This window comes from Nesterenkonia sp. K-15-9-6 (assembly GCF_052656005.1).
In genome coordinates, this window is the sequence record NZ_JBQYEY010000008.1 from 25827 (window position 1) to 52299 (window position 26473).

22 protein-coding genes are annotated in these 26473 nt (G+C 69.7%); 12 read left to right on the forward strand and 10 right to left on the reverse strand.

All coding sequences use genetic code 11. The features are described from left to right. Positions 1-18: 18 nt before the first annotated feature. From SD455_RS06855 to SD455_RS06885, 7 genes are all read right to left on the reverse strand, one after another. Positions 19-1005 (reverse strand): ABC transporter ATP-binding protein, encoded by a 987-nt coding sequence (locus SD455_RS06855; protein ID WP_070162011.1) that lies wholly within the window; start codon positions 1003-1005, stop codon positions 19-21. Beyond that, positions 1002-1931, reverse strand: coding sequence for an ABC transporter ATP-binding protein (locus SD455_RS06860; protein ID WP_070162013.1), 930 nt, complete (start codon positions 1929-1931; stop codon positions 1002-1004). Before SD455_RS06860 ends, SD455_RS06855 begins: the two co-directional genes overlap by 4 nt. Continuing rightward, positions 1928-2908, reverse strand: coding sequence for an ABC transporter permease (locus SD455_RS06865; protein WP_311025974.1), 981 nt, complete (start codon positions 2906-2908; stop codon positions 1928-1930). Before SD455_RS06865 ends, SD455_RS06860 begins: the two co-directional genes overlap by 4 nt. A gap of 11 nt (positions 2909-2919) precedes the next feature. After that, positions 2920-3897 carry an ABC transporter permease gene (locus SD455_RS06870; RefSeq protein WP_445507619.1) on the reverse strand — a complete coding sequence of 326 codons (978 nt, stop codon included), beginning with the start codon at positions 3895-3897 and terminating at the stop codon, positions 2920-2922. A gap of 75 nt (positions 3898-3972) precedes the next feature. Further along, positions 3973-5631 (reverse strand): ABC transporter substrate-binding protein, encoded by a 1659-nt coding sequence (locus tag SD455_RS06875; protein ID WP_445507620.1) that lies wholly within the window; start codon positions 5629-5631, stop codon positions 3973-3975. A gap of 44 nt (positions 5632-5675) precedes the next feature. Beyond that, positions 5676-6677: a LacI family DNA-binding transcriptional regulator gene (locus SD455_RS06880; protein ID WP_311025972.1), complete on the reverse strand. Its 1002-nt coding sequence runs from the start codon at positions 6675-6677 to the stop codon at positions 5676-5678. A gap of 148 nt (positions 6678-6825) precedes the next feature. Further along, positions 6826-8049, reverse strand: a complete 1224-nt coding sequence (locus tag SD455_RS06885) for a glycosyltransferase family protein (protein WP_445507621.1) — start codon at positions 8047-8049, stop codon at positions 6826-6828. A 261-nt stretch (positions 8050-8310) separates the two neighbouring features. Here SD455_RS06885 and galE point away from each other — a divergent pair, with 261 nt between their 5' ends. Continuing rightward, positions 8311-9249 carry a UDP-glucose 4-epimerase GalE gene (gene galE / locus SD455_RS06890; protein WP_445507622.1) on the forward strand — a complete coding sequence of 313 codons (939 nt, stop codon included), beginning with the start codon at positions 8311-8313 and terminating at the stop codon, positions 9247-9249. Between the two features lie 11 nt (positions 9250-9260). Here galE and rsmI read toward each other — a convergent pair whose 3' ends face one another. Next, the gene (gene rsmI, locus SD455_RS06895) at positions 9261-10148 is read right to left on the reverse strand and encodes a 16S rRNA (cytidine(1402)-2'-O)-methyltransferase (RefSeq protein ID WP_445507623.1); all 888 of its coding nucleotides are present in this window, start codon (positions 10146-10148) and stop codon (positions 9261-9263) included. Between the two features lie 77 nt (positions 10149-10225). On the opposite strand from rsmI, the gene SD455_RS06900 reads away from it, so the two are divergent. The 7 genes from SD455_RS06900 to SD455_RS06930 all read left to right on the forward strand — a co-directional run bounded on the left by SD455_RS06900 (position 10226) and on the right by SD455_RS06930 (position 19089). Then, positions 10226-11800, forward strand: coding sequence for a dolichyl-phosphate-mannose--protein mannosyltransferase (locus tag SD455_RS06900; RefSeq protein ID WP_445507624.1), 1575 nt, complete (start codon positions 10226-10228; stop codon positions 11798-11800). A gap of 86 nt (positions 11801-11886) precedes the next feature. Continuing rightward, positions 11887-13740, forward strand: coding sequence for an AMP-dependent synthetase/ligase (locus tag SD455_RS06905; protein WP_445507625.1), 1854 nt, complete (start codon positions 11887-11889; stop codon positions 13738-13740). A 108-nt stretch (positions 13741-13848) separates the two neighbouring features. Beyond that, a complete protein-coding gene (locus tag SD455_RS06910) occupies positions 13849-14313 on the forward strand; it encodes a hypothetical protein (protein ID WP_201791141.1) in 465 nt (154 codons plus the stop codon). Between the two features lie 108 nt (positions 14314-14421). Next, positions 14422-15333, forward strand: coding sequence for a TatD family hydrolase (locus tag SD455_RS06915; RefSeq protein ID WP_070161461.1), 912 nt, complete (start codon positions 14422-14424; stop codon positions 15331-15333). Beyond that, positions 15330-16217, forward strand: coding sequence for a 16S rRNA (adenine(1518)-N(6)/adenine(1519)-N(6))-dimethyltransferase RsmA (gene rsmA, locus SD455_RS06920; RefSeq protein ID WP_344681165.1), 888 nt, complete (start codon positions 15330-15332; stop codon positions 16215-16217). The genes SD455_RS06915 and rsmA overlap by 4 nt, the downstream gene beginning before the upstream one ends. A 127-nt stretch (positions 16218-16344) precedes the next feature. After that, positions 16345-17334, forward strand: a complete 990-nt coding sequence (locus SD455_RS06925; protein ID WP_445507626.1) for a 4-(cytidine 5'-diphospho)-2-C-methyl-D-erythritol kinase — start codon at positions 16345-16347, stop codon at positions 17332-17334. Between the two features lie 192 nt (positions 17335-17526). Beyond that, complete coding sequence (locus SD455_RS06930) at positions 17527-19089, forward strand: NCS1 family nucleobase:cation symporter-1 (protein ID WP_445507627.1); 1563 nt, start codon at positions 17527-17529, stop codon at positions 19087-19089. Between the two features lie 3 nt (positions 19090-19092). On the opposite strand, the gene SD455_RS06935 is transcribed toward SD455_RS06930, so the two are convergent. After that, entirely contained in the window at positions 19093-20067 is a 975-nt protein-coding gene (locus SD455_RS06935; RefSeq protein ID WP_445507628.1) for an EamA family transporter, read from the reverse strand. Positions 20068-20137: 70 nt separating this feature from the next. Here SD455_RS06935 and SD455_RS06940 point away from each other — a divergent pair, with 70 nt between their 5' ends. The 3 genes from SD455_RS06940 to SD455_RS06950 all read left to right on the forward strand — a co-directional run bounded on the left by SD455_RS06940 (position 20138) and on the right by SD455_RS06950 (position 24670). After that, positions 20138-20692: a CGNR zinc finger domain-containing protein gene (locus SD455_RS06940; RefSeq protein WP_070161444.1), complete on the forward strand. Its 555-nt coding sequence runs from the start codon at positions 20138-20140 to the stop codon at positions 20690-20692. A 57-nt stretch (positions 20693-20749) separates the two neighbouring features. Then, on the forward strand, positions 20750-22660 hold the full coding sequence (locus SD455_RS06945) for an ABC-F family ATP-binding cassette domain-containing protein (RefSeq protein WP_445507629.1): 1911 nt from the start codon (positions 20750-20752) through the stop codon (positions 22658-22660). 183 nt (positions 22661-22843) lie between these two features. Then, a complete protein-coding gene (locus SD455_RS06950) occupies positions 22844-24670 on the forward strand; it encodes a calcineurin-like phosphoesterase C-terminal domain-containing protein (RefSeq protein ID WP_445507630.1) in 1827 nt (608 codons plus the stop codon). Positions 24671-24788: 118 nt separating this feature from the next. Here the strand turns inward: SD455_RS06950 and SD455_RS06955 are convergent, their stop codons facing one another. Continuing rightward, the gene (locus SD455_RS06955) at positions 24789-25472 is read right to left on the reverse strand and encodes a TetR/AcrR family transcriptional regulator (RefSeq protein WP_445507631.1); all 684 of its coding nucleotides are present in this window, start codon (positions 25470-25472) and stop codon (positions 24789-24791) included. Positions 25473-25699: 227 nt separating this feature from the next. Between SD455_RS06955 and SD455_RS06960 the strand changes: the two genes are divergently transcribed. Beyond that, the gene (locus SD455_RS06960; RefSeq protein ID WP_445507632.1) at positions 25700-26449 is read left to right on the forward strand and encodes a DUF4386 domain-containing protein; all 750 of its coding nucleotides are present in this window, start codon (positions 25700-25702) and stop codon (positions 26447-26449) included. Positions 26450-26473 lie beyond the last annotated feature (24 nt).

A 26473-nucleotide genomic window follows, 5' to 3' on the forward strand; every position in this document is an offset into this window, starting at 1 on the left:
GCTGGATCTGCGGCGGTGTCAGATCGTGGGGGCGGGCAGGGCGCGATCGGTGGGATGGAGGATCCAATGCTCCAGCTCGTCCGTGGCGACCGAGGAGACGGTGAGCTCCTCTCCCTCGGTCCATCGGCGGACGTCTTCTCGCAGGAGTCGGCGTTCCTCGATGTCGAACGGCGTCCTGCGGGAAGGATCCGGGACGGCGCTCAGGAGGAGCTGCGTGTAGGGGTGGGCCGGGCGCGCCAGAAGGTCCTCGGTGTGGCCGCCCTCGACCATGCGACCCTGGTTCATGACGATGGTCCGGTCGGAGAGGTACCGCGCGGAGGAGAGGTCGTGCGTCACGTAGATGATGGCGATGCCGCGTTCGTCCCGGAGCTGGGCCAGCAGGTTCAGGATCCCGATCCGGACGGAGACGTCGAGCATCGACGTCGGCTCGTCGGCGAGGATGACCTTCGGCTCCACGGCGAGGACTCGAGCGATGGCGACGCGTTGGCGCTGGCCTCCTGAGAGCTCGTGCGGAAAGGCCGAGAGCACCTCGGGGTCGAGCCCCACAGAGTGGAGGAGATCCCTCAGCGCGGCGCCCTGTGAGGGCACGTCCGGCTGATGGAGCTGCAGCATCCTGCTCAGGACATGCTCCACACGATGGGTCGGGTTCAAGGAGCCGAACGGGTCCTGGAACACCATCTGGACGGTGCTGCGGTACCTCCTGGAGGCACGGCGCGGCTCCGTCCGGAGGACGTCTTCACCGTGGAGCAGGATCCTTCCGCCGTCCGGCTGTTCGAGGCGCGCCAGGCAACGGGCCAGGGTGGACTTTCCGGAGCCGGACTCTCCGACCAGGGAGACGATCTCACCGGGGCGGACGGCCAGCGAGACGTCGCGCAGGGCATGGACCCGTCGGCGGGACAGCAGACTGCCGCTGGTGAAGGTCTTCGACAGGTTCTGGGCCTCGATGGCGGGCGACTCTTCGCCTCGCGCGGGCGAGACTGAGTGAGGATCCTGGGGGGAGGTCATGCGGGCACCTCGTTCTCGGAATGTTCATCTGCGGTGTCGACGGTGCGGCTCGGTGCCACGAGATGCCCCGGGGCGACGGCCTCCAGGTCGCCGATGTCGACGAATCGGGTCCCTTCGGCCAGCCCGGTCAGCGGCACACGGGGACCGGTCATCGGGGGGAACGCGTTCATGAGCGCGCGGGTGTAGGGATGCTGCGAATCTGTCCGCATCGCCGTCGCCGGTGCGAGCTCCACCAGGCGGCCGCGATACATGACGCCGATCCGGTCGGAGAGTTCCAGCATCAGCGACATGTCGTGGGTGATGAAGAGGACCGCGAATCCGAGGCTCTCCTGGAGCTCGCGGATCTGGGCGAGGATCTCCTGCTGGACGACCACGTCGAGCGCCGTGGTCGGCTCATCCAGGATCAGCAGCCGCGGCTCCAGCGCGCAGGCCATGGCGATCACCACACGTTGACGCTGACCCCCGGAGAGCTGGTGCGGGTAGGAACGCATCCTGTCCGGTGGGATCCGCACGCCCTCGAGGAGCTCCGCAGTGCGTGCTCTGGCCTGGCTGCGGCTCATCGCCGTGTGTGCCCTGAGCACGTCGACGATCTGGTCTCCCACGCGCATCAGCGGGTTGAGGGAGTTCATCGCCGATTGGAAGACCATGGCGACGTCGTTCCACCGCCAGGCTCGCAGCTCGCGCCGGTCCAGCGAGACGACGTCAGTCCCGGCGAAGCGGATGGAACCCTCGACGATCTGCGCAGAATCGCTCAGCAGCCGCATCACGGCATGTGCGACGGTGGACTTGCCGGAGCCGGATTCGCCGGCCAGGCCGAGGATCTCACCGGACTGCATCTGCAGACTGACCGCGTCCACGGCGCGCACGGTGCGTTCCTCTCCGTGATAGTCGATCGTCAGGCGGTCGATCTCCAGGATCGTGTTCATCGGGGACCTCCTGCAGTCGGGGCAGACCGTCGGCGTGCGGCCGACCGCGTTCGTCTCAGGCGGGGGTTTGTCAGCTCGTCCACCGCGTAGTTGCACAGGGCCAGGGCGAAGGCGACGAGCGCGATGGCCAGGCCCGAGGGGAGGAAGATCCACCACTGGCCGAGCATCAGCGAGCCGTCGGTGTTCGCCCAGTACAGGTTGTTCCCCCAGGAGATGGTGTTGGCATCGCCGAGGCCGAGGAACTCGAGGCCGGCCTGCGCACCGATGGCGCCGATGACGCTTCCCAGCAGCGTGGTCATGACGATCGAGGCCATGTTGGGCAGCATGTCGCGGACGGCGATGCGTGTGGTCCGCTCTCCGCTGACGACGGCGGCGTCGATGTAGTCCTTGCCGCGGATGGAGAGAGCCTGGGAGCGGAGGACACGCGCGGTGCCGGCCCAGCCGGTGATGATCAGCACCACGATCACTGTGCCCAGCCCCTGGGGCAGGAACGCCGCCAGGACCACGAGCAGCGGAAGTCCTGGGATGAGCAGGAAGATGTTCGTCAGCAGTGAGAGGGTCTCGTCGACGACCCTGCCGAAGTAGGCGCTGATCAGGCCGATGACCATGCCGATCGCCGTGGCGGCTGTCCCGACGATGAACCCGACGAGCAGGGAGGGTCGGGATCCCCAGAGGGTCAGCGCCAGGACGTCCTGACCCTTGGCGGTGGTCCCGAGCAGGTGCTCCGCTGAGGGGGACTGAGCTCCTCCGGACACGATGCGGGAGGGGTCGTCCGGATACAGCACAGGGGCCAGCAGAGCCAGGACCAGGAAGATCAGGAGGATGCTCAGGCCGACGACGGCCTTGCCGTTCCGCCCCAGAGTGCGCAACAGACGCCAGGGGGTCGAGGCCCGGGGCGAGGCGCTGGGAGCACCGGAGCCGGTGGGAGCCGGGGCCGACTGGGCAGCAGGCTCCTGGGAGGTGGTCGGAGCTGTCATGGTGGGTCTCCTTAGCTCGTGCGCACGCGCGGGTCGAGCTGCGTGTAGACGATGTCGATGAGGAAGTTCGCCAGCAGCACGGCGGCAGTGATGGTGAGGAACATCCCCTGCATCAACGGGTAGTCGAGGCCTTGGACGGCGCCGAGCAGCTGGTAGCCGACCCCGGGATAGGCGAAGACGACCTCGGTGAGCAGCGCGCCCCCGACGATGAACCCGATGCTGAGCCCGATGTTGGTCACCGAGGGCAGCAGGGCGTTTCGCGCCGCGTAGCGGAGCATGATCCGGGGCGTCGAGAGCCCCTTGGCCTGCGCCATGAGGATGTAGTCCTCGGCGTTGGTCGCGATCATCGTGTTGCGCATGCCCAGCATCCATCCGCCCAGTGACACCAGCACGATGGACAGTGCCGGGAGGATGAGGTGAGCGGCGACGTCGAGGACGAATTCGATGCTCCATGTCGGCGTCATACCCACCGAGTGAGCATGGCGCAGCGGAGACCATCCCAGGACGATGCCGAACAGGTACAGCGAGCCCATCGCGATCCAGAAGTAGGGGAACGAGCCGATGAAGATCATCAGCGGCGGAAGCAGCGAATCGAGGACGCTGCCGCGTCGCCACGCGGCCAGGATGCCCAGCAGGTTGCCCAGGATCACGGCGATGACCAGCGACACGCCGCCCAGCAGGAGGGTCCACGGCATCTGGGACGCGATGACGTCGCTGACCGGGGTCGGGAACTGGGAGATCGAAACGCCGAAGTCTCCGGTGAGCACGCGGCCGATGTAGGCGGGGTACTCCTCCCACCACGGTCCGGTGTCGACGCCGAGGAGCCGCTGCAGGGACTCCACCTGATGCGGTTCGAGACGCTGCTGCGACCGGGAGAGCATGCGGGTGACCGGGTCTCCGGGCATCAGCCGGGGCAGCATGAAGTTGAGGGTGATGGAGGCCCAGAATGCGAGGGCGTAGAAGCCGAGTTTGCGCAGGATGTATCCCATGACGAACCTTTCGGGTCTGACTCGGGCAGAGGCGTCCGGGGACGCCCCTGCCCGAGCGTGACGGTCATGTCGGGGTCACTCGACAGGTTCGAGGGACGTGAGGACCAGCACGGTCGTCGGGGAGCGGGTGCTCAGGGTGGCGTAGGGGTCGTCCTCATCCGGCCACCCGACGAAGTTCTCGGTCGTGTAGGCGCCCCACTCCGGGCCGGGGAACAGCGGGATCACCGGAGCGGTCTCGTCGTACAGGGCCTGCAGCTCACCGACGAGCTCGTGCTGCTCCTCCGGCTCGGAGGCTGCCGCGAGGTCGTCGAGGAGCGTGTCTGCGCGGTCGTCGCCGAAGCGGTGGTAGTTCTCAAAGGTCTGGTCGCCGATGTCGGTGACCGTCTCCGGCGACATCAGAGTGCGGAAGTACTGGTAGGGAGAGGGCTCGTTGGCGCTCCAGACGATGCCGGTGTCGAAGTCGCCGGACTCATAGGCGGCGACGACCGAGGCCCAGTCCGGGGAGTCCACCGACGCGCGGATGTCGATGTCGGCGAGGTTCTGGGAGATGATGTTCGCGACAGACAGCCAGTCCGACGACGTCGATCCCACCGAGATGTCGAAGGTGAAGGGGTCACCGTCGGGAGTGGTGCGCGCACCGTCCTCGCCAGTGGTGAAGCCGAGTTCGTCCAGCAGGTCTTCTGCGGCGTCGGGATCGTAGTCCGTCCACTCGCAGTCATCGACCAGGGCGGGATCCTGCCACATCTCATAGGTGCCGACGAGCCCGGTGCAGTCCGCAGGGATGGTATAGCCGGACATGCCGACCTCTACGATGTGGTCCCGATCGATGGCCATGCTCAGGGCCTTGCGCACCTGGGGGTCGTCGAAGGGCTCCTGGGCGGTGTTGAGCTGCCAGTTGATCTGTGCGCCGGTGGGTGGGAACCAGTAGTGTCGATGCTCCGGGTCCTGTGCGACGAACGTCGTCTCGATGTCCGGCATGTACTGGGGAGCCCAGTCCACGTCACCGCTGATGGCGGCCAGGTTCGCGCCGTCGTTGCCGGCGAAGGCCAGCATCCGGATGCCCGGGATGCGCTGCTCCTCCGGCTGCCAATACTCCGGGTTGGGGCCCAGTTCGAAGGACTGCGACTGGAAGGACACGACCTCCGTGTAGGGGCCGGTGCCGACGGGCTCCTCGTTGAGATCCTCGCCCGGGTCATCGTGCTCGCTCCAGATGTGGGCGGGCACGATGCTCATCTGGCCCAGCTGATGCAGTGCGGGGGAGAAGGGCCGGTCCAGGTGGAAGGACACGGTCGACTCGTCGTCGGCGGTCGCTGAATCCAGGTACTCGAAGCCGCCGAGGAGCTCCTTCTGCAGCTCGACCGAGGTGACGACGTCCTCGGCGCTCAACGGCTCGCCGTCGGACCAGGTCACCCCCTCGCGGAGGTGGAAGGTCAGGGTGAGGCCGTCCTCGGAAGCTTCCCACGATTCGGCGAGCCAGGGAACGGTGTCCCCGGCCGCCGGGTTGTAGATCAGCAGGCTTTCGTAGATGGCCTCATGCGTCATCGGCGCGGAGTTCGGCGAGAACGGGTTGAAGTTCCGGGTGAAGTTCCCCATGTCTTCGCGGGGGATGGTGAGGGGCGGTCCTTCGGCCGCGGAGTCCGCGGTGGATGAGCCGCATCCGACGAGGCCGAGCGTACCGAGCAGGACCACAGCGCCGACGCGACGGCGCGCGGAGGTAAGGCGGGCGTATACCATGGGTGATGTCTTCCGTAAGTAGTGACGGTGGACGAGACAGTTCGTCAGCGCGGGGCATCTCCCACGGACGAACGAGTGATCAGCGGGCAGTCGACCAGGACTTGCCGGTCAGTGAGTCGGCTGCCCGCTGTGAGCTTGGAGAGGATGTTCACCCCCTCGGTTCCCATCTGGGTGAATGGAAGCGCCACGGTGGTCAGTCCCGGGCGCAGATGCGCGGAGATGAGCTCCTGGTCGTCGAAGCCGATGATGGAGATGTCTCCCGGGACGTCCAGCCCGAGGTCGCGGAGGGCGTCGTAGGCGCCCATGGCGGTTCGGTCGTTGCCGCAGAACAGGGCGGTCGGGGGCCGGTCGCCGGTGAGGAGCTGCAGGGCTCCTCGGTATCCGCCTTCGGCCGTTCCATCCCCGGTGGCGATGAGGGCGTCGTCCAAGGGGGCGCCGGCGGCGGCCAGTTCCTCCCGGAACCCCTGGAGGCGGCCCACCTGGGCGGGTATGCCCGGCTCCAGCGTGATGTGCCCGATCCGGCGGTGCCCGTGGGCGAGGAGCGCTCGGGCCGCCCTGCGGCCACCGGCCACTTCGTCGGGGACGATGCTGATGACCTCGTGCTCCGGGTCGAAGCAGTTCACCAGGACGCAGGGGAGCGTGCGCGCCTGATCCGGGATGGTGACGGGGCGGTGCCATGTCGCCGCGAAGAGGAGTCCCTCGACCCGCTGCTCCAGGAGTCGTTCCACGGCGAAGGCCAGTTCGGCCGGATCATCCTCGCTGGGAGCGATCAGCAGGAAACGTCCGCTGTCCCAGCTGGTGCGCTGGGCGCCCTTGATGACGTCGACGGCGTAGGGCGCGGTGACGATCTCCGTCACGAGGCCATAGAGCCCGCTGCGCTGACTCACCAGGGCACGTGCGGTGGCGTTGGGGCGGTAGTCCAGCGCCTGCGCGGCCTCCAGCACTCGGCGGCGCGTCTCGTCAGAGATGTGGTGCCGGTTCCGGTCGTTCAGCACGAAGGACACGGTGGTTCTGCTGACTCCGGCACGATCGGCGATGTCGGTCATGGTGGCGGCGCGAGGCCGTCTGCTGCCACTGGGGTGGTGGTCCATCTCGCCGTCGTCACCTGCCTCTCATTGCCGTTGTAACTCGTGTTACGTAGAAATGTAACTCGTGTCACATTCGGCGTCAAGTCTCGGTGCTCAGATCATGGGGTCAGCATCCGGAGAGAGGGACGAGATCCGCCGGAGGGTGTGCGGACGTGCGGGTGGTCCGAGTGTCGGTGGTCCGGCTGGCGGAGATCAGCGCGGCCGCGAGGTCTCCCACGCGCGTCAGCCCGTCCAGATCGATCCGGTCGCGCAGGGTGCGGCGGCCCGCGGCGTGGGCGAACCAGCGGCTCAGCGCCTCCGGATCCAGCTGAGCGGCGTCCAGGGTGTCGACGGCGGCGACGTCGGCCAGGGCCGCCGCCCGCCGGGGCTGTTCGGCCCGGCGCGTATGCCGGGGGACCAGCAGGGCCGGCGTGGTGGTGGCCATGATCTCGGCCACTGAGTTGTAGCCCGCCATGGAGACCACGGCGGAGGCCTCCCGGACCAGTGCGGGCACATGCGCAGCGCTGCGCAGCAGCTCCACTTCGGGTCGGTCGGCGGTCAGCTCGCGCAGCCGCCCCACATCCTCGGGCGGCATCTGCGGTCCCGCAACGATCAGGTGCCGGTGGCCGCGGGGAGGCTGGGCCTGGGCGGCGGCGGCGGCGATGTGGGCGCCGTCCGAGCCGCCGCCGACGATGGTGAGCACGTAGGGTCGCGCGGCCGGGGCGCCTTCGTCATCGGGCCTGCCATGGGCGAGGTAGCCGGTGGTGCGACCCTTCGCCGCCAGGGCGGCGGGGATCTCCCCAGTGCGGCGCGGGTCGTAGACGTCGGCGTCCCCGTAGATCCACATCTGGTCATAGGCCTCGGCCACCCGTTCGGCGCCGCCGACAGTCTCCCACTCACGAGCGGCCACCTCCGGGGTGTCGAGCACGTCCCGCATGCCGAGCACGGTGCGGGAGCCCGGGCGGCCGCGCAGCAGCTCCAGTGCCTCGGTGAGTTCGCCGCCCACGCCGAAGGGGTGGCGGTCGGCGATGAACAGATCGGGGGAGACGGCGTCGACGGCGGCGGCCACCGCGGAGCCGCGCAGCGCGGACATCTGAGCGGCCGGCAGGTTCATTCGGCGGGCCGCGTACCCGTCGGCGGTGCGGGCGAACCCAGGGAGCACCAGCCAGTCCCACCCGGCCGGCAGGGTGTCCCTGGCGGCGTCGGGGTGGCCGGCGATGAGCAGCCCGCCCACGGGCTCACCGGTGAGCCGTGGCAGGTCGGCGGCCAGGGCGTGGGCGATCGCCCGATTGCGGCGGGCATGGCCCAGACCCACGGAATCATGGGAGTACATGGCGATCGTGATGCTCATGGGTGGCCTCTCAGCAAGTCCGGCGCTGGTGTCGTCATCGCTGTCCAGACTCAGGGGTGTTCATGAGAGACAGATGAGAAGCTCATGAGGAGTCCATGAGACGGGTGCGGGCCGGCTGGTCAGCCCGAGCGTGTCGGTCACTGATTCCGAATGGTGAAGAACGTGTGAAAATGTCTGACTCTGTTGATTTCGGGGACTCTTGTGTAGAGTCCTTCCAGGACCTGTGACGGGCAGGCGACGATGACCCGGAGGAGAGCACGCATGAAGGTACTGGTGACCGGCGGCGCCGGCTACATCGGCAGTGTGGTGGCCCAGCAGCTGCTGCGTGCCGATCATGAGGTGATCGTCCTGGACGACCTCTCCAAGGGGCACGCCGACGCGGTGCTCCCCGGTGCGACCTGGCACCAGGGCGGGCTCGCCGAGGCGGCCGAGGCGCTGGACCCCAGCGTGGACGCCGTCATCCACCTGGCCGCGAAGTCACTGGTCGGCGAGTCAGTGGAGCACCCGGAGCGCTACTGGCACGGCAACATCGTCGCCTCCCTGGGCCTGCTCGACGCCATGCGGGACGCCGGAGTGCAGCGCATGGTGTTCTCCTCCACCGCCGCCGTCTACGGCAATCCGATCACCGAGACCATCGCGGAGGACCACCCGGCCGCCCCGATCAATCCGTACGGGGCCTCCAAGCTGGCCATCGACCATATGCTCACCGCCGAGGCGAAGGCCCACGGCCTGGCGGCCGTCAGCCTGCGCTACTTCAACGTCGGCGGCGCCAGCGACGGGCTCGGCGAACGGCACGACCCGGAGACCCACCTCATCCCGAACCTGCTGAAGGCCGCCGCCGGCCGGGGCGGCACGGCCAAGCTCTTCGGCACCGACTATCCGACCCCCGACGGCACGGCGGTCCGGGACTACATCCACATCCTGGATCTGGCCGCCGCCCACCTGCAGGCCATGGAGTGGGTTCGGCCCGGCACCCATGAGATCTTCAACCTCGGCACCGGGGTGGGGTCTTCGGTGCGGCAGGTGATCGACGCCGTCGAGCGCGTGACCGGGCGCACCGTGCCGGTGGAGGAGCATCCCCGCCGCGCCGGCGACCCGGCCACTCTCGTCGCCTCCGGCCAGAAGGCCCGGGACGTCCTCGGCTGGGCGCCGCAGCACAGCCTGGAGGACATCATCCGCGACGCGTGGGCGCACCTCTGAGAGGGCGGGGTCTATGATGCGCCCCGGAGGCTCAGCGCGGCGTCGTAGAGCTCCCGTGAGCTGAACCCGTGGTCGGCGGCCACCTCTTTGGCGGCGACCTTCAGCTTCACTCCGGCCTCGGTGCGGCGCAGCACCTCGGCGGCGAGCTCCTCCGCGGTGGCCTCCGCCTCGGGCTCCTCGGCGCCGCCGATCACCAGCACCACCTCACCGCGCACCTCCCGTTCGACCAGCTGCTCGGTCAGCTCGCCGAGGGTGCCGCGCAGCACCTCCTCATGCTTCTTGGTCAGCTCGCGACAGACGGCGGCGCGGCGGCCGGCGCCCAGCTGCTCGGCCAGCTCGGCCACCGTGGCCGCGGTGCGGTGCGGCGACTCGAACAGCACCGTGGTCCACTCCTCATTCACCAGTCGGCGCACCAGGCGACGCCTCTCGGCTCCCTTGCGCGCCGGGAACCCGGCAAAGGTGAACCGGTCAGTGGGCAGCCCGGAGAGTGCCAGCGCCGTGGTGACCGCAGAGGCCCCGGGCGCGACCGTGACGCCCACGTCGGCGGCGATCGCGGCGGTCACCAGGCGGAAGCCGGGATCCGAGACGCCGGGCATTCCGGCGTCGGAGACCACCAGCACCCGGGTGCCCTCGGCCGCGGCCGCCACCACCTCCGCGGCCCGGGCGGCCTCGTTGTGCTCGTGCAGGCTCACCATCCGGCCAGCTGGGGAGACGCCGAGGGCCTGGCACAGGTGGCGGGTGCGGCGGGTGTCCTCGGCGGCGATGATCTCCGCGCTGGCCAGCAGCGCCCGCAGGCGGTCTGTGGCGTCCGAGAGGTTGCCGATCGGCGTGGCGGCCAGCACCACCGGGGCGTCCCAGAGTCCCTCCGGCAGGGCAGGGGTGGGGGAGGGGGAGGTCATGGTGACCGACTCTCTGCAGGGGACGGGGACGGCGGGCACCAGCGTGCCACAGGGGCCGGTCACGTAGCATACCCAGAGTGGACGGGACTCTGACCAGCCGCGGCACCTCCTCGGTGCCTCCGGGCGCCGCCTCGCAGGCCGCGCGTCTCGATGCCGAGCCGTTCCGCCCCGGACTGCTGGGCTGGGTGGTCCCGCTGCTGGTCACCCTCCTGGCCGCCGCGCTGCGGCTGCCCGGGCTGGGGCATCCTCACCAGCTCATCTTCGACGAGACCTACTACGCCAAGGACGCCTATGCCCTGCTGATCGCCGGCCACGAGCTGGTCTGGCCCGAGGGCGCGGACGACGCCTGGCTGGCCGGGGATCCGCAGCCCACGGAGGAGGCCGCCTATGTGGTGCACCCGCCGCTGGGCAAATGGCTGATCGCCCTGGGCCTGCAGGGCCTCGGTGCCGAGACTGCGGCCGGCTGGCGGATCTCCGCCGCGGTGGCCGGGACTCTGTCGGTGCTGCTGGTCAGCCTGATCGCCCAGCGGATGTTCCGCTCCGTGCTGCTCGGCGGGGCGGCGGGCGTCCTGACGGCGGTGGACGGCCATCATCTGGTGATGAGCCGGGTGGCGCTGCTCGACATCTTCCTCATGCTGTTCGTGCTGGCGGCCTTCGGTGCCCTGCTGGCGGACCGGTATCGGGGCCGACGACGGCTCGCCGCCGTCGGCCCCGACGCCCCGCTGCTGTGGCGCCCGAGGCGGCTGCTCGCCGGGGTGCTGCTGGGTGCGGCGGCTGCGGTGAAGCTCTCCGGGCTCGCCTTCCTGGCGGTGTTCGGCATCGTGGTGGTGCTGTGGGATCTGCAGGCCCGACGCGCTGGAGGGGCCCGCCGGTGGGGCCTGGCCGGGCTGAGGGATGCCGGGGTGGCCGTGGTCACCGTGCTGCCGGTGGCCGCGCTGACCTACCTGGCCTCCTGGGTCGGGTGGCTCCGTTCGGGCACCGGGTGGGGCAGGCTCTGGCATGAGAGCCATCCTGCCGAGGGGCTGGCCGCGCTGGTGCCCGGGCCGGTGCGCTCGCTGTGGCAGTACCATCTGATGTCCACGGACTTCCATACGGGGCTGGATGCCGGTCATGACTATGCCTCCACTCCCTGGACCTGGCTGTTCATGGGCAGGCCGGTGTCCTTCCACTATGAGTCCTTCGACCCCGGCGAGGCCGGCTGTCAGGTGGAGCGCTGCTCCTCGGCGATCCTCGACCTGGCGAACCCTGTCATCTGGTGGGCGGGACTGATCGCCCTGGTGCTGGTGATCGCCCTCTGGCTGGGGCGCCGGGACTGGCGTTTCGGGGCGATCCTCTCCGGCTATGTGGCCGGTTTCGCGGTCTGGCTGCTGTTCCCGGGCCGCACCATGTTCTTCTTCTACACGATCGCCTACCACCCTTTCCTCATCCTCTCCCTGGTGGCGGTCGGGGCCATCGTGCTGCGTGCGGGCACCGATCCACAGCGGTTCGCAGCGGAGGAGGTCCGGGCCAACCGGCGGCGCAACACGGTGGTCATCCTGAGCTTCCTGCTGCTGGCGACGGCGGTGTCGATCTTCTTCCTGCCGGTCTGGACGGGGGAGCTCATCGACTACGAGCAGTGGCGGCTGCGTATGTGGCTTCCCTCCTGGGTCTGACCGTCTCGACCACGCTGTCCTACCAAGAAGTAACTTTTGTCGTTCAGCTCACATCCAGGCACCCTCGCAGGGCTATAGTGTCTGCCGTGACTTCCACCGCACCCCTCACCGAGGCCACCACTGAACACGTCGTCCAGCTGGACCCGAGCATCAACGTCACCCACGGGGTGCTGGCCCTGTTCGAGGCCTCGCCGGCGCACCCGGTCTACGCGGTGCCCAACGGGTCCGGCGGGTGGGTGGACGTCACCATCCGCAGCTTCGTGGCCCAGGTCCGGGCGGTGGCCAAGGGGCTCATCGGCCTCGGCGTGGAGCCCGGCCAGCGGGTGGCCGTCATGTCACCGACCTGCTACTCCTGGGCGGTGATGGATCAGGCCATCTGGTTCGCCGGAGGGGTGTCCGTGCCGATCTATGAGACCAGCTCCCCGCGTCAGGTCGCCGATGTGCTCGCCGACTCGGGTGCCGTGCTCGCCCTCACCGGCAGCGAGGACATCGCCGCCACCGTGCGCCGCGCCGTCGATCTGGCGGCCCAGGAGAAGGACGGACCGGCGGCCCGCATTCCGGTGCGCGGCATGCGTACCCCCCGGGATCTGGAGGCCATCGTCGACCACGGCACAGGCGTCGACGACGTCGCCCTGGAGAGGGCCCGCACCACGGCGCGCCTCAACGACGTCGCCACGCTGGTCTACACCTCCGGCACCACCGGGCGCCCCAAAGGGGTGCGGATCACCCACCGCAACCTGGCCGAGGGAGCGGCTAACATCGTGCCCTTCGCCCGGGAGATCCTTGGAGCGGGCACCTCCCGGACCCTGATCTTCCTGCCGCTGGCCCACGTGCTGGCCCGCGCGGTGCAGCTGATCTGCCTGCACCACGGCGTGCAGGTGGCCCACAGCCCCAGCACCTCCACACTGCAGCAGGACCTGGCCAGCTTCCGGCCCCGATGGCTGCTCGGTGTGCCCCGCGTGTTCGAGAAGGTCTACCACGGGGCAGCAGCCGCCGCTGAGGCCTCCGGGAAGGGCCGCGTCTTCGAGGCCGCCCGCCGCACCGCCGTGGAGTACTCTCAGGCCCTCGACGCCGCCGCCGCCGGGCGCGGACCCGGACCCTCAGCCGCGCTGAAGGCCCGCCGCGCGGTGTTCTCCCGCCTGGTGTACTCCAAGCTCCATGCTCGGCTCGGCGGAAGCGCCGAGTACATGATCTCCGGGGCGTCCCCGCTGAACGCCGAGATCGCCCACTTCTTCACCGGCATCGGCGTGCCGGTCAAGGAGGGCTACGGACTCACCGAGACGACCGCGCCCATCACGCTCAACATCCCTGGGGCGACCCGGATCGGGTCGGTGGGCCTGCCGGTGCCGGGCTGCACCGTCCGCATCGCCGACGACGGGGAGGTCCTGCTGGCCGGACCGGTCGTCTTCGACGGCTACCACCACGACGACGCCGCCACCGACGAGGCCTTCGTGGACGGTCTCTTCCGCACCGGGGACCTGGGCGCGCTCGACGCGGACGGGTTCCTCTCCATCACCGGACGGAAGAAGGAGCTGCTGGTCACCGCCGGAGGCAAGAACGTGCACCCTGCCCCGCTGGAGGAGACCGTCCGAGCCCACCGCCTGGTGGGCCAGGCCGTCGTCGTGGGCGATGACCGCCCCTTCGTCTCCGCCCTGGTGACCCTGGACGCCGAGGCGCTGCCCGCCTGGTGCGCGGAACAGGGCATCGGGGCGCTCAGTCTCACCCAGGCCGCCGCGGACCAGCGCGTGGCCGCGGCGATCCAGACCGCGGTGGACGAGGCCAACGCCGCCGTTTCCCGGGCCGAGTCCATCCGGAAGGTGCGCGTCCTGGACGCTGAGCTCAGCGAAGACTCCGGGCACCTGACGCCGTCGATGAAGCTGCAGCGGCACAAGGTGATCGCCGACTTCTCCGAGGAGATCGAGCAGCTCTACGCCGGCTGAGGTCGCTCCACGGCGACTCGCGCGCACCGTCGAGGTCGCCTGCGAACGACCCCAGGAGACGCCGCGCGACGGATGGTCGGCGGGATCCGGCTCCGTAGCGTGGAGTCCATGAACACCACGCACAGCTTCTCCACCCCTTCGACCTCCTCGACGCCGGGTGCCGCCGACCGGCCCCCGCTGCCTTGGCTGCTCATCCTCGGACTCGGCGCCGTGGCGCTGGTCCGCCCGCTGCTGCACATCACCGGACTGAGCAGCGCCCCCGGTGTGGCCGCCGGCGCCGTCGCCGTGAGCGCCACCCTCGTCATCTCGGTGATCTGGATCGCCGTCGTCGTGCTGGCGCGCGTGCAGCGGCCCCTGCTGACGCTCGTGCTGGCCGGTCTGACGTATGCGGTGCTGAGCATGCTGCTCTCCGCGGTCCTGTCTCCGCTGCTGGACGGCGAGCTGCAGGGGCCCTTCGCCCACCCGATCGCCATTCCGGCGGTGCTGATCGTCAACCTGATCTGGGGCGCGATCACCGGAGCTGTGGCCGCAGGCCTCCGCCGCGTGATCGACCAGCGACCGAGCCGCCGCTGATCCGCCCTTGCCCGCGGTGCTGGCTTGCCCGGGGTACTAAGCTGGTGGGTTGTGAGTGAGACCCGCCAGCAGACCACGGTGACCCCGGGGCAGACCCCGCAGGCCTACATCCCCGCCGCCGACCGCCTCCCTGAGGCCGAGCGGCCGGTGCGCGACGCCGCCGAGGAGAGCTCGGGCCGTCGTCGTCGCCTGGAGTACCCGCCCGCGCCGGAGCCGCTGGACGTGCCGGTGATCGACAACCACGCCCACCTGGACTTCCGGGACGGCCAGGTGGCCGTCTCCGTGGAGGCCGCCCTCGACGCCGCCGAGGCTGTCGGGGTGGCCGGCGCTGTCTGCGTGGGCTACGACCTCGCCTCCTCCGAGTTCTCCGTGACCGCGGCCGCGGCGGATCCGCGGGCCAAGGCCGCCGTCGCGCTGCATCCCAACGAGGCCCCCGAGCTCACCGCCGCCGGGGAGTTCGACGACGCCTTCGTCCGCATCGCCGAGCTGGCCGCCGATGAGCAGGTCGTCGCCGTCGGGGAGACCGGGCTGGACTACTTCCGCACCGGGCCCGACGGCGTGGCCGCCCAGCAGGAGAGCTTCCGCCGGCACATCGAGCTCGCGGTCGAGCGCGGCCTGGCGATGCAGATCCACGACCGGGACGCCCACGAGGACGTCGTCGCGGTGCTGCGCGATGCCCCCGCGCTGCCCCGGTCGGTGGTGTTCCACTGCTACTCCGGGGACGCCGAGCTGGCCCGGATCTGCAACGCCAACGGCTGGTACATGTCCTTCGCCGGGACGGTGACCTTCAAGAACGCGGGTCATCTGCGGGAGGCCCTCGACGTGGCCGACCCGCACCTGATCCTGGTGGAGACCGACACCCCCTTCCTCACCCCGCACCCGTATCGGGGTCGGCCGAATGCGCCCTACCTGATCCCGCAGACCATGCGGCTCATGGCCGAGGTGCGGCAGACCGAGCTGGACGCGCTGTGCCAGCAGGTCATGCTCAACACCGTCCAGGCCTATGGGAGCTGGACGTGAGCGGCGGCGGCCCGGAGCTGCTCTCCGCCGCCCACATCCGGGACCTCGCTGAGGGGCTCGGGGTCCGCCCCACGAAACAGTGGGGGCAGAACTTCGTCATCGACCCCAACACCATCCGGCGCATCGTCGGTCTGGCCGAGCTGCGCGGTGATGAGCATGTGCTGGAGGTCGGGCCCGGGCTGGGCTCGCTGACCCTGGGACTGCTGGACGAGGCCGCGAAGGTCACCGCCGTGGAGATCGATCCCGCCCTGGCGGGGCAGCTGCCCGAGACGGTGGCGCTCATGCGGCCGCAGCGCACCGAGGCGCTGCGCGTGGTGCCGGAGGACGCTCTGCGGGTGGAGCCCGAGGCGCTGCGCTGGGAGGACGACGGGCCCGAAGTGCTGGTGGCCAATCTGCCCTATAACGTGGCAGTGCCGGTGGTGCTGCAGCTGCTGCAGGTGCTGCCCTCATTGCGCAAGGGCCTGGTCATGGTCCAGGAAGAGGTCGCCGATCGGCTGTGCGCCGGCCCGGGCTCCAAGATCTACGGAGTCCCCAGTGTGAAGGCCGCCTGGGACACCCGCATGCGGAAGGCCGGGGTGGTCGGCAAGAAGGTCTTCTGGCCCGAGCCGAGGATCTCCTCCGGTCTGGTGCGCTTCGACCGGGTCGAGCCGGCGTCGCAGGCCGTGACCCGCCAGGAGGTATTCGCCGTGATCGATGCCGCCTTTGCCCAGCGGCGCAAGACGCTGCGCGCCGCGCTGGCGGTGTTCGCGGGGTCCGGCGCCCGGGCGGAGCAGATGCTGCGCACCGCCGGGGTGGATCCGCAGGCCCGCGGTGAGACGCTCGACGTCGGTGCCTACACCCGCATCGCGGAGGCGCGGCGGCAGCTTCCCGAAGACACCGCCTGACCGGACGGCGGCGGTCGGAGCAGATCTGCGGGTGCGTCAGGCCCAGACGGTAGAGTGCGGAGGCACCCAGAGACGTGGTCGCCCTCGGGCTGAGGGGCGCTGAGACGCGGAGGATGGAACACGCATCATGAAGGACAGCGAATTCTTCGGGCATGTCACGGCCGTGGCCCCGGGTAAGGTCAACATGAGCCTGCGCGTGGGCCCTCCCCGCGCCGACGGATACCACGAGGTGGCCACCCTGTATCTGGCGGTGGGGCTGACCGAAGAGGTCACGGCAGCCCCCCGGGAGGATGAGGCGATCACCGTCAGCCTCTCGGAGCGCTCCGCCTTCAGCGACGTGCAGCTCCAGGACCCGGACACGGGGGAGACGGTCACCGCGGCGATCCCCGTCGACGAGTCCAATCTGGCGCACCGGGCGGCGGCGTTGCTGCGTGAGCGGCTGGGGCACCGTCGGGGAGTGGACCTGACCATCACCAAGAACGTGCCGGTGGCCGGCGGAATGGGGGGCGGCTCCGCGGATGCGGCGGCGGCCCTGGTGGCCTGCTCCGCCCTGTGGGAGGCCGGCCTGTCCAAGGAGCAGCTCGTGGAGATCGGTTCCGCGCTGGGTGCGGACGTGCCCTTCGCCATCCTCGGCGGCGCCGCCGTCGGGCAGGGGGTGGGGGACGAGCTCTCGCCGCTGCTGACCCGCGGGGATCTGCATCTGGTGATCGTGCCCTCCAACACGGGCCTGTCCACTCCGGAGGTCTATCGCCGGCTGGACGCGATGCGGGAGGAGGCCGGAGTCCAGGCCGAGGAGCCGGCGCTCGATCCGGACCTGGTGCGAGCGGTGTGCACCGCCGATGCGGAGCTCGTCGCCGCCCTGATGGCCAATGATCTCCAGGCTCCGGCGGTGAGCATGATCGGCTCTCTGGAGGACATGATGGACGTCGGCCTGGTGGAAGGGGCCCTGCAGGGGATGGTCTCCGGATCCGGGCCGTCGGTGCTGTTCCTGACCCGCGACGCCGAAGCCGCCGGGCAGCTGGCCACCCGGCTGGAGGAGCGCACCTCGGTGTGGGCGATCCCGGTCAGCGGGCCTGCGCCTGGGGCGCATCTGCTGACGCACCGCGCCGGTGAATGAGCCCGGTGGCGCCCGTCTGAGATCACGCCGCGCGCCCTCTTGACGCACCCCGTGTGAGGCAGATTACACTCGTCGTCACATCATGGACCTTAGTTTTCACATTGCGGAAACATGTCCTGTGACAGTCTGAGCCTCGTCATGGCTCTGCCGGGACACGGCATGAGCAGCGAGGCAGGCCGGCGAGGAGGCGCGATGACCAGGGGCAGAACTGAGGGCGCAGGCGGGACGGCCGGGGGACGGGGTGCGGATCAGACCGCCGGTCCGATGCGCGAGGCGACCATGGGCGACGGCGTGGACTGCGCCGAGGCCTTCGATGTCGCGGCGGCGGATCCGGACCTGTGCAATGAGAGCCTGGCGCCCCTGTCGCAGTCGCAGCGGCGGTGGGGCGCATTCGAGATCTTCAACGTCTGGTCCAATGACATCCAGTCGTTGGCCGGCTATACGCTGGCTGCCAGCCTGTTCATCGCCGCCGGCATCAACGGATGGTATGTCTTCGCCGCGATCCTGCTGGCCGGATTCATCATCCAGGGTCTGGTGGACCTCAGCGGCAAGCCGAGCGTGAAGTACGGATTCCCGTACCCCGTGCTGGCTCGGGCTTCGATGGGCGTCCGGGGTGCGCAGTTCCCTGCGCTGGTCCGAGCCGTGGTGGCCATCTTCTGGTACGGGGCGCAGACCTACTTCGCTTCCACCGCGATCGCGCTGGCGCTCAACGCCCTGCTGGGCTCGCCCGGCGGTGCCACGCTCCTGGGCATGGACGGGGTCTCCTGGGCCTCCTATGTGCTGGCCTCCGCCCTGCAGGTGGCGCTGTTCATCGGCGGAATCGAACGGATCGGCCGATTCCTGAACATCGCCGGCCCGGGCGTCTATCTGGTGATGATCGCCCTGCTGGTGGCCATCTGGATCCAGGTGGGGGCGGACCTTCCGACCGCGGTGGCCGGGGTCTTCTCCCGGGACGAGGTCACCGGATGGGCGGCGGTCAGCGCCTTCGTGGGCGTCACCGGAACCATGGTGGCCTACTTCGCGGCTGTGGTGATCAACTACGGAGACTTCGCCCGCAACGTGCGCAGCCACCGGGCCATGCGGATGGGCAACTTCCTCGGGCTGCCGGTCAGTCTGGCGCTGTTCACGTTCCTGTCGGTGTTCATCACCGCCGGAGCGTATGTCCTCTACCAGGAGGGCCAGGGGACACCGATGACGAACCCCACCGACATCGTCGCCGCCGTGGACAACACCCCGCTGACGGTCCTGGCCGCGGTCACCTTCCTCGTCGCCACGCTGGGTATCAATGTGGTGGCGAACTTCATCCCGCCGGCCTACTCGCTGTCGAACCTCGCGCCGCGGCACATCAACTTCACCCGGGCGGGGTGGATCACGGCGGCGGCGGGCTTCCTCATCGGGGCCCTGTGGGTCTCGGTGATCTCCGAGTTCGGCCTGCCGATGTTCGTGGACACCCTCGGAGCCCTGCTGGCGCCGCTGTACGGGATCATCGTGGCCGACTACTACCTGGTCAAGCGCCAGAGGATGGACGTCCAGCAGCTGTACTCCTCGGATCCCGAGGGGCTGTACTGGTACCAGAAGGGGTGGAACGTCCGGGCCATCTTCGCCTTCTCCGTGGCCTCGGTGCTCTCGATCATCCTGGTGTGGACGCCGCAGCTGGACGACTACAGCGGCTTCGCCTGGATCCTCGGTGCCGCCGTCGGAGGGCTGCTTCACCTGGTGGCCATGCGAGCCAACCGGCTGGCCTCGGCGTCGTAAGGCTCAGGTCCGCGCCGCCGCCGGGGTGGTCAGGTCGGGCTGGACCCGGGGACGGGAGGGTTCGTCCAGCCGGATGCACACCACGCCGGCGAGGATGAGCAGCCCGCCGAGGAGCTGAATGATCGCCGGCAGTTCGCCGAGCAGCAGCCAGGCCCACGCCACAGCGAAGAGCACCTCCGTGAGTCCGACGAAGGAGGCGAGCTTGGCCTGCAGGCGCCGGGCTGCGATGACCCCGGTCGCATAGGCGACGCCGGCGGCGATGATGCCGAGCCACAGCACCGGCACCCACCACGGCACCACGGCCCCGGCCAGCGGGACGTCGTCAGCGGCCATCTCGAAGGGCACCGCACCCAGGGCTCCGGCCAGCGCCAGGGCGGCGGCGCCCAGCAGCATCGCCAGCGAGGTGAACGCCAGGGGCGGCAGGCCCGTAGACTCGTCGGCGCCGACCAGGAAGAACACCGCCAGACCCACAGCGGCCAGCAGCCCCCACAGCACCCCGATCATGCTGATCTGCGCGTCGCTGAAGACGTCCAGCACCAGCAGCAGGCCGGTCAGAGCCAGGCCGATGCCGGCCAGGGTCAGAGCCCGTGGCGTCTGGCGGCGGACCGCCCAGAGCCACAGCACCACCAGGATCGGGCCCAGGTACTCCAGCATGAGCGCGACGCCGACGGTGAGGTGGGTGACGGCCAGGAAGAAGAACAGCTGACAGCCGGCGACCGCCAGGGCTCCGAAGAGTGCCACATGGACCCACGTGCGACGGCGGCGAAGCAGCTCCCAGTGCCCGCGCATCTCCACGGCCGCCAGCGGGAGCAGCACCAGGGCGCCGATGAGGATCCGCAGTGTCACCGCCGCGGCGGGGGACCAGCCGGAGTCCAGCAGCCCTTTGGCCACACCGCCGGAAGACCCGAAGGCGACGGCCGAGAACAGGGCGATGAGCAGGCCGACGGCGAGCCGGCGTGAGGAGACCTGGTTGGCCACGGATCCTCCTATCATGAGTGTGAAGTAGGGACGTCAGTGATGGTAGACCGCACGGAGATCACGTACAAAGATGACTTTCACCCATGATGTAGATGTCGCGCTGGCCAACGCCGCCGCCCTGGTGAACACCGCACCGGAGGTGGTGCGCGCCGGGGCCGCCCCGCGGGAGGGCCTGCCCAACGTCGCTGCCCTTGATGAGTTTGTGGAGCAGTGGCGGTGGACCGGCAGCCGTACTCACGACGCCGACGAGCTGCAGGGCGTCCGCCGGTTCCGGGAGGATCTGCATGCGGTCTGGTCGATGGACACCGAGCAGGCGGTGGAGCAGGTGAACACCTGGCTGGCGGAGGCGCAGGCGCTGCCGCAGCTGGTCATCCATGACGACTTCGGTTGGCACCTGCACGCCACCGCCTCCGAGGCGCCGCTGTGGAGGCGCATGGCGGTGGAGGCCGCCATGGCGCTAGTGGACGTGATCCGTGCCGAAGAGCTGGACCGCCTGCGCGTCTGCGCGGCGCAGGACTGTGCGCAGGTGCTGGTGGACCTCTCGCGGAACCGCTCCCGCCGATTCTGCTCGGTGACCTGCGGCAACCGGCTGGCGGCGGCGGCCTACCGCAGCCGCCGGGGGTGAGGCGGTCGTTTCCTGCCGTTTGGGCCCAGCCCGGGCCAGTGGGGTAAGTGTTAACGCATGGCGCATCTCCTCGGAGCCGAAGGGCTCAGCATCACATTCGGCACTCGCACCGTCCTGGACGACATCACCCTGGGCATCGATGCCGGGGACAGGATCGGCATCGTGGGCCGCAACGGGGACGGCAAGTCCACCCTGATGCGCCTGCTCGCCCGCCAGTCTGAGGCCGACTCCGGCCGGGTCACCTGGCGCGGCGGCGTCTCCGTAGGCTTCCTGGACCAGTCCGACGTCCTCGATGGGGAGGCCAGCATCCGCCAGGCGGTGGTCGGGGACATGGCCGACCACCAGTGGGCCTCCGACCCGAAGATGCGGGACATCGCCTCCGGGCTGCTGGGCGGGCTGGACTGGGAGCAGCCCGTCGGCGCGCTCTCCGGTGGGCAGCGGCGCCGAGTGGCACTGGCGAAGCTGCTGATGAGTGACCACGATGTGCTCATGCTCGACGAGCCCACCAACCATCTCGACGTCGAAGGCGTCGCCTGGTTGGCGCACCACCTGAAGACCCGGTGGAAGGCCGACGAGGGTGCCTTCCTGGTGGTCACCCACGACCGGTGGTTCCTGGACGAGGTCTGCACGCTGACCTGGGAGGTCCATGATGCCACGGTGGAGTCCTTCGACGGCGGCTATGCGGCCTATACGCTGGCCCGCGCCGAGCGGGACCGGGCCGCCGCCGTCGAGGAGCAGAAGCGCCAGCAGCTGGTGAAGAAGGAACTGGCCTGGCTGCGCCGCGGCGCCCCGGCCCGGACGTCGAAGCCGAAGTTCCGCATCGACGCCGCCAACGCCCTGATCAACGACGTCCCCGAGCCGCGGGACACGGTGAGCCTGAAGAAGATGGCCACCGCCCGGCTGGGCAAGGACGTCCTCGACCTCGAGCACGTGGGGCTGACCGTGGACGCCGAGGGCGGGCGCAAGGTCCTCTTCGACGACGTCACCTTCCGGCTGGGCCCGGGGGAGCGGGTCGGCGTCGTCGGCGTCAACGGCGCGGGCAAGTCCACCCTGCTGAAGCTGCTGGACGATCGGATCCGCCCGGACGAGGGCCGCGTGAAACGCGGGAAGACCGTGCGCACCGCAATCCTCTCCCAAGAGGTCGAAGAGCTGCGCGACCGCGCGCACATGCGGGTCCACGAGGTGATGACCGAGGAGAAGCAGGTCTTCGAGGTCGGCGGCAAGGAGCTCTCCGGAGGCCAGCTGCTGGAGACCCTCGGGTTCAGTCGGAGCCGCCAATGGACCCCGGTCGGGGACCTCTCCGGCGGCGAGCGGCGGCGTCTGCAGCTGCTGAAGCTGCTCACCGGCGAACCGAACGTGCTCATGCTCGACGAGCCCACCAACGACCTCGACACCGACACTCTCGCCGCCATGGAAGATCTGCTCGACGGCTGGCCCGGCACCCTGGTGGTGGTCAGCCACGACCGCTACCTGCTGGAGCGGGTGACCGACCATCAGGTCGCCCTGCTGGGCGACGGTGCCCTGCGGGCTCTGCCCGGCGGGGTGGAACAGTACCTGCGCATCCGGGCCGGACAGGAACCGGTGCCGGGGGCGGCCACCCGGACCTACCGCGGGCAGTCCACCGCCCAGGCGGCGGCGGTGCCCGGTGCGACGACGAACACCGCAGCATCGAGCACTGGGGTGTCCGCCGCTGCGGCGAGCTCGTCGGCGCCCGCGGGGGCACAGGCGTCCGGCTCGGGCGCCTCCGAGGCCCAGAAGCGGCAGGCCAAGAAGCAGATGGCGCGGATCGAGAAGCAGATGGAGAAGCTGGGGGAGCGCCAGCAGCAGCTGCATGACGAGATGGCCGCCGCCTCCGAGGCCGTGGACCTGGACCGGCTGCGTGCCCTGCAGGCTGAGCTGGACGACGTCGACGCCCAGCTCGCCGAGCTGGAGGAGACCTGGCTGGAGGCCGGCGAGCTCGTGGAGTGAGGTCCTCCACCGTGTCATGTCCAGGTGGTGCTCAGCTCCTGGTCACGCATTCTTCACCGCTGGTCACATCAGTCTGGCCAGGGATTGGCCTGTCGTTCACGTGCGCACGTCAGAGTTGTCGAGGCCCCAGGGGCTATCATCCCGGGGCGACTCTGACCAGCAGTGACGAAAGGAACGACGATCGTGGATCTCTTACGCGTCCGAGTCGCACGACCCGCCGCGACGGGTGCGGTGCTGGCTGCGGCTGCCCTGCTCGCCGGCCCGGCCGCCGTCGCACAGGGTGACAGCACGACGCAGTCAGACAGCACATCGCCTGGCACCACACAGGCCGGTTCCGGGTGGAACGACGACGCCTACCGGGGTGAGGTCGAGGTGATTCCGGGAGATGACGAGGCCGCGGATATGGTCTCCGGCGTGGTCTTCGAGGACGCCGACCGCAGCTCCACCCACGACGACGGAGAGAAGGGCGTGGCCGGCGTCCAGGTCTCGAACGGGCGCGACGTCGTCACCACGGACTCCCACGGGCGCTACGAGCTGCCGCTGGAGGACGGCATGGACTTCTTCGTCACCCAGCCGCGCGGGTATCAGGTGCCGGTGGACGAGGACAACGTCGCGCAGTTCGCCTACACCCACATGCCCCAGGGATCGCCCGAGCTCGAGTACGGCGGCCTCGAGCCCACAGGCCCGGCTCCGGAGGCCCTGAACTTCCCGCTGGAGAAGGACAAGGACGCCAAGCACCCACATCAGAGCTGCGTCATCGGCGGGGACGTGCAGACCTATGACGAGGACGAGGTCGAGTACGCACGCGCCGGCGCGTTCTCCGACCTCGCCGCCCGGGAGGACTACAGCTCATGCGGCGCCCTGTTCATCGGCGACGTCGTCGGTGACGACCTGGCGCTCTACGACAGCATCCGGGAGCTCTCCGGAATGCTCAACGGGCCGGCCCGGTTCCTCCCGGGCAATCATGACCTGGATTTCGACGCCGAGTCCCGCGAGCACTCGGTGGACACCTTCCGCGCCCAGCTGGGGCCGCAGTACTACTCCTACGACGTCGGCAAGCTCCACGTCGTCGCGCTGAACTCCATCGAGTACCCGGTCGGCGACGGGTACAACGGGGCCCTCGGCGAGCGGCAGCTCGAGTGGCTGCGCCGGGACATCGCCGAGGTCCCCGAGGACCGGGCGATCGTTCTCGCCACGCACATCCCGCTGCTGAACTTCGCTGACCAGGGCAGCGACGTCCACCAGGTCGACGAGGTCGCCGAGATCTACGAGATCCTGGAGGGCCGAGAAGTCATCACCGTCGGTGGGCACACCCACAGCATCGAGAACCTGCGCGCCGGGGACAGCCTCACCGGGTGGGAGGAGACCTTCGGCGTCGAGGAACTGCCGTTCACCCACCTGACCGCCGGGGCCATCTCCGGAGACTGGTTCTCCGGAGAGATGCTCGACGAAGGCTATCCGACGGCGATTCAGCGCGACGGCGGAGTGCCCGGGGTGATCACCCTCGAGGCCCGCGGCGAGCACATCACCGAGCGGTTCACCGCCCGCGGAGACGACGGCTCCACCCAGATGAGCCTGGGCCTGAACACGCCGGCCTACCGTGACTGGTTCACCGCTCACGAGGACGACGCCGGCGAGGCCCCTGAATTCGAGTCGCCGCTGGAGGTCCCGCAGGAGGATCTGGGAGAGGCATGGCTGACCGCCAACTTCTGGATGGGCGGCACAGGATCCACCGTGGAGGTCTCCCTCGACGGAGGCGAGCCGGTGGAGGCCGAGCGCACTCAGCAGATGCGGGGCGAGGGACAGCGGGTCGGCGCCGAACACTCCGACCCGACGGCGGTGCAGCAGCAGCTGGTCCACGGTGGCAGCATCGCGGACCGGAGCATGCACCTGTGGCGCCTGGACCTGCCGGAGGATCTGGAGCCGGGCGTCCACACTGCCGAGGTGACCGCCACCGATGTCCACGGCGAGGAGTTCACCGACAGTGTGGAGTTCGAAGTCACCGACTGAGCCTGCAGAGCCGGTTGTCCCGGGAACGCGGACGTCCCAGGTTCTTCGCTGACAGTCCCGTCATTCCTCTGTCGTTCGTGGCCCCGCGCATCGTGGATGTGCGGGGCCACTGGCGTGTTCAGGGCACGTCGTCTGCCGCCGCTGCGCGCTCAAGGCCGTCGAGGAGCAGGCCTAGAGTGAACTCGAACTCCCTCTGGGAGTCGCACCAGCCCAGGGACGGCTCGTGGGAGGAGTGAGATTCCGAGGCCAGCATCGCCATGAGGTGAGGAGTCTCAGTGGCCAGCTGAGTCAGCTGCGCCTGCTCCGGGTCGTCGGGCGTCTGCTGGGTGCCGGGGGTGAACAGCTCCGGGCTGAAGCCGAGCACCATCGTGCCCAGCGAGTGGAGGGCCTGGTGCCCCAGCCGATAGCTGACGCCGTCGGAGACCATGGCGGCCAGGACCGCGTCGAAGTGCCGGTAGACGGCGGGTGGTGTCGTGGGACGTGAGCCGATGAGCTGGGGCGCCCAGGGGTGGCGCAGCATCACCTGTCGGGCGGTGAGGCAGCGGGAGGCGACAGCCGACCGCCAGCCTCGGGGCTCGTGCTCGCCCTCCGGAGCGGGTTGGGGGCTCGAGGCGTGCCGAGAGGGCAGCTCCTCGTCGACTTCGGTGAGCACCATCTCGACCACCCCGTCGAGCAGCGCCTCCTTGCCGCGGACGTGGTGGTACAGCGACATGGCCTCGACCTCCAGGTCCGCGGCGAGACGCCGCATCGTCAAAGAGGGGAGGCCCTCGGCATCGGCGAGCTGCACGGCGACCTGGAGCACGCGGTCGCGACTCAGCGGCGGGCGAGCGATGGCGAGACACCTCCTGGGCTGGGTCGAACGTCGGCTGGGGAACGGAACTGCTGAGCTGAAGGGTCCTTGGGCAAGGACCCATGCGCGCAAGGAGCTGAGCCCTTGTGGGATCCCACCCAGCACCGCTACCTTACAGTGTAAGGTGCAGGATCGGGAGGACCACCGGACTCGCCTCACCATCCCCGAGAGGACCTGTCATGGCACGTTCCACTGAGAGCCTCAGGACCCACCGTTCTCCCCCCGAAGGGCAGGCCCCGCCGGGCGGCCTCCGGCCCTCCGACGCCCGCCTGACCGGACTGTTCTATCTGGCGCTGGTGGTCACTGGCGTTCTGTCCTTCCTGGTGATCCGCCCGATGATCTTCGACCCGGGGGACCCGGCTGCGACGATGGCCGCTGTGGCCGACTCGCAGCCGCTGGCCCGGGCGGGGGTCGCCCTGGAGTTGGCCACGGCGACCACCCAGGCGCTGTGCGCCCTCTGGTTCTACCGGATCTTCCGCGCGGTGGACACCTTCCTGGCCGGGGCGATCGCCATCTTCGGCATGGTCAACGCCGTGGCGATTCTGGCCAGTGCTGCGATGCTGGCCACCGCGCTGGATCTCGTCCTGTCTGCGGGCACGGGGGCGGCCCCCGCCACCGCGTTCAGCCAGACGTTGTATCTGATCAGCGAGAACCTCTGGATGGCCGGCAACGTGTTCTTCGGCCTCTGGCTCATCCCGATGGGGCTGGTGGCGCGGCGTTCGGGCTGGACCCCGCGGGTCCTGCCCCAGCTGCTGGTCCTCGGTGGGATCCTCTACACCGCCAACGCCTTCATCGCCGTACTGGCACCGACGCTGCCGCAGGGGGCAGAGGTCGCGCTGACCGCGCCGGCGACAGCTGCCGAGCTCTGGATGCTCGGCTGGCTGTTGTGGCGCGGGGCGCGGCGGGCACATTCCGAACCACACTCCTGACCGCCCGGGCTGATCGGTAGGCCC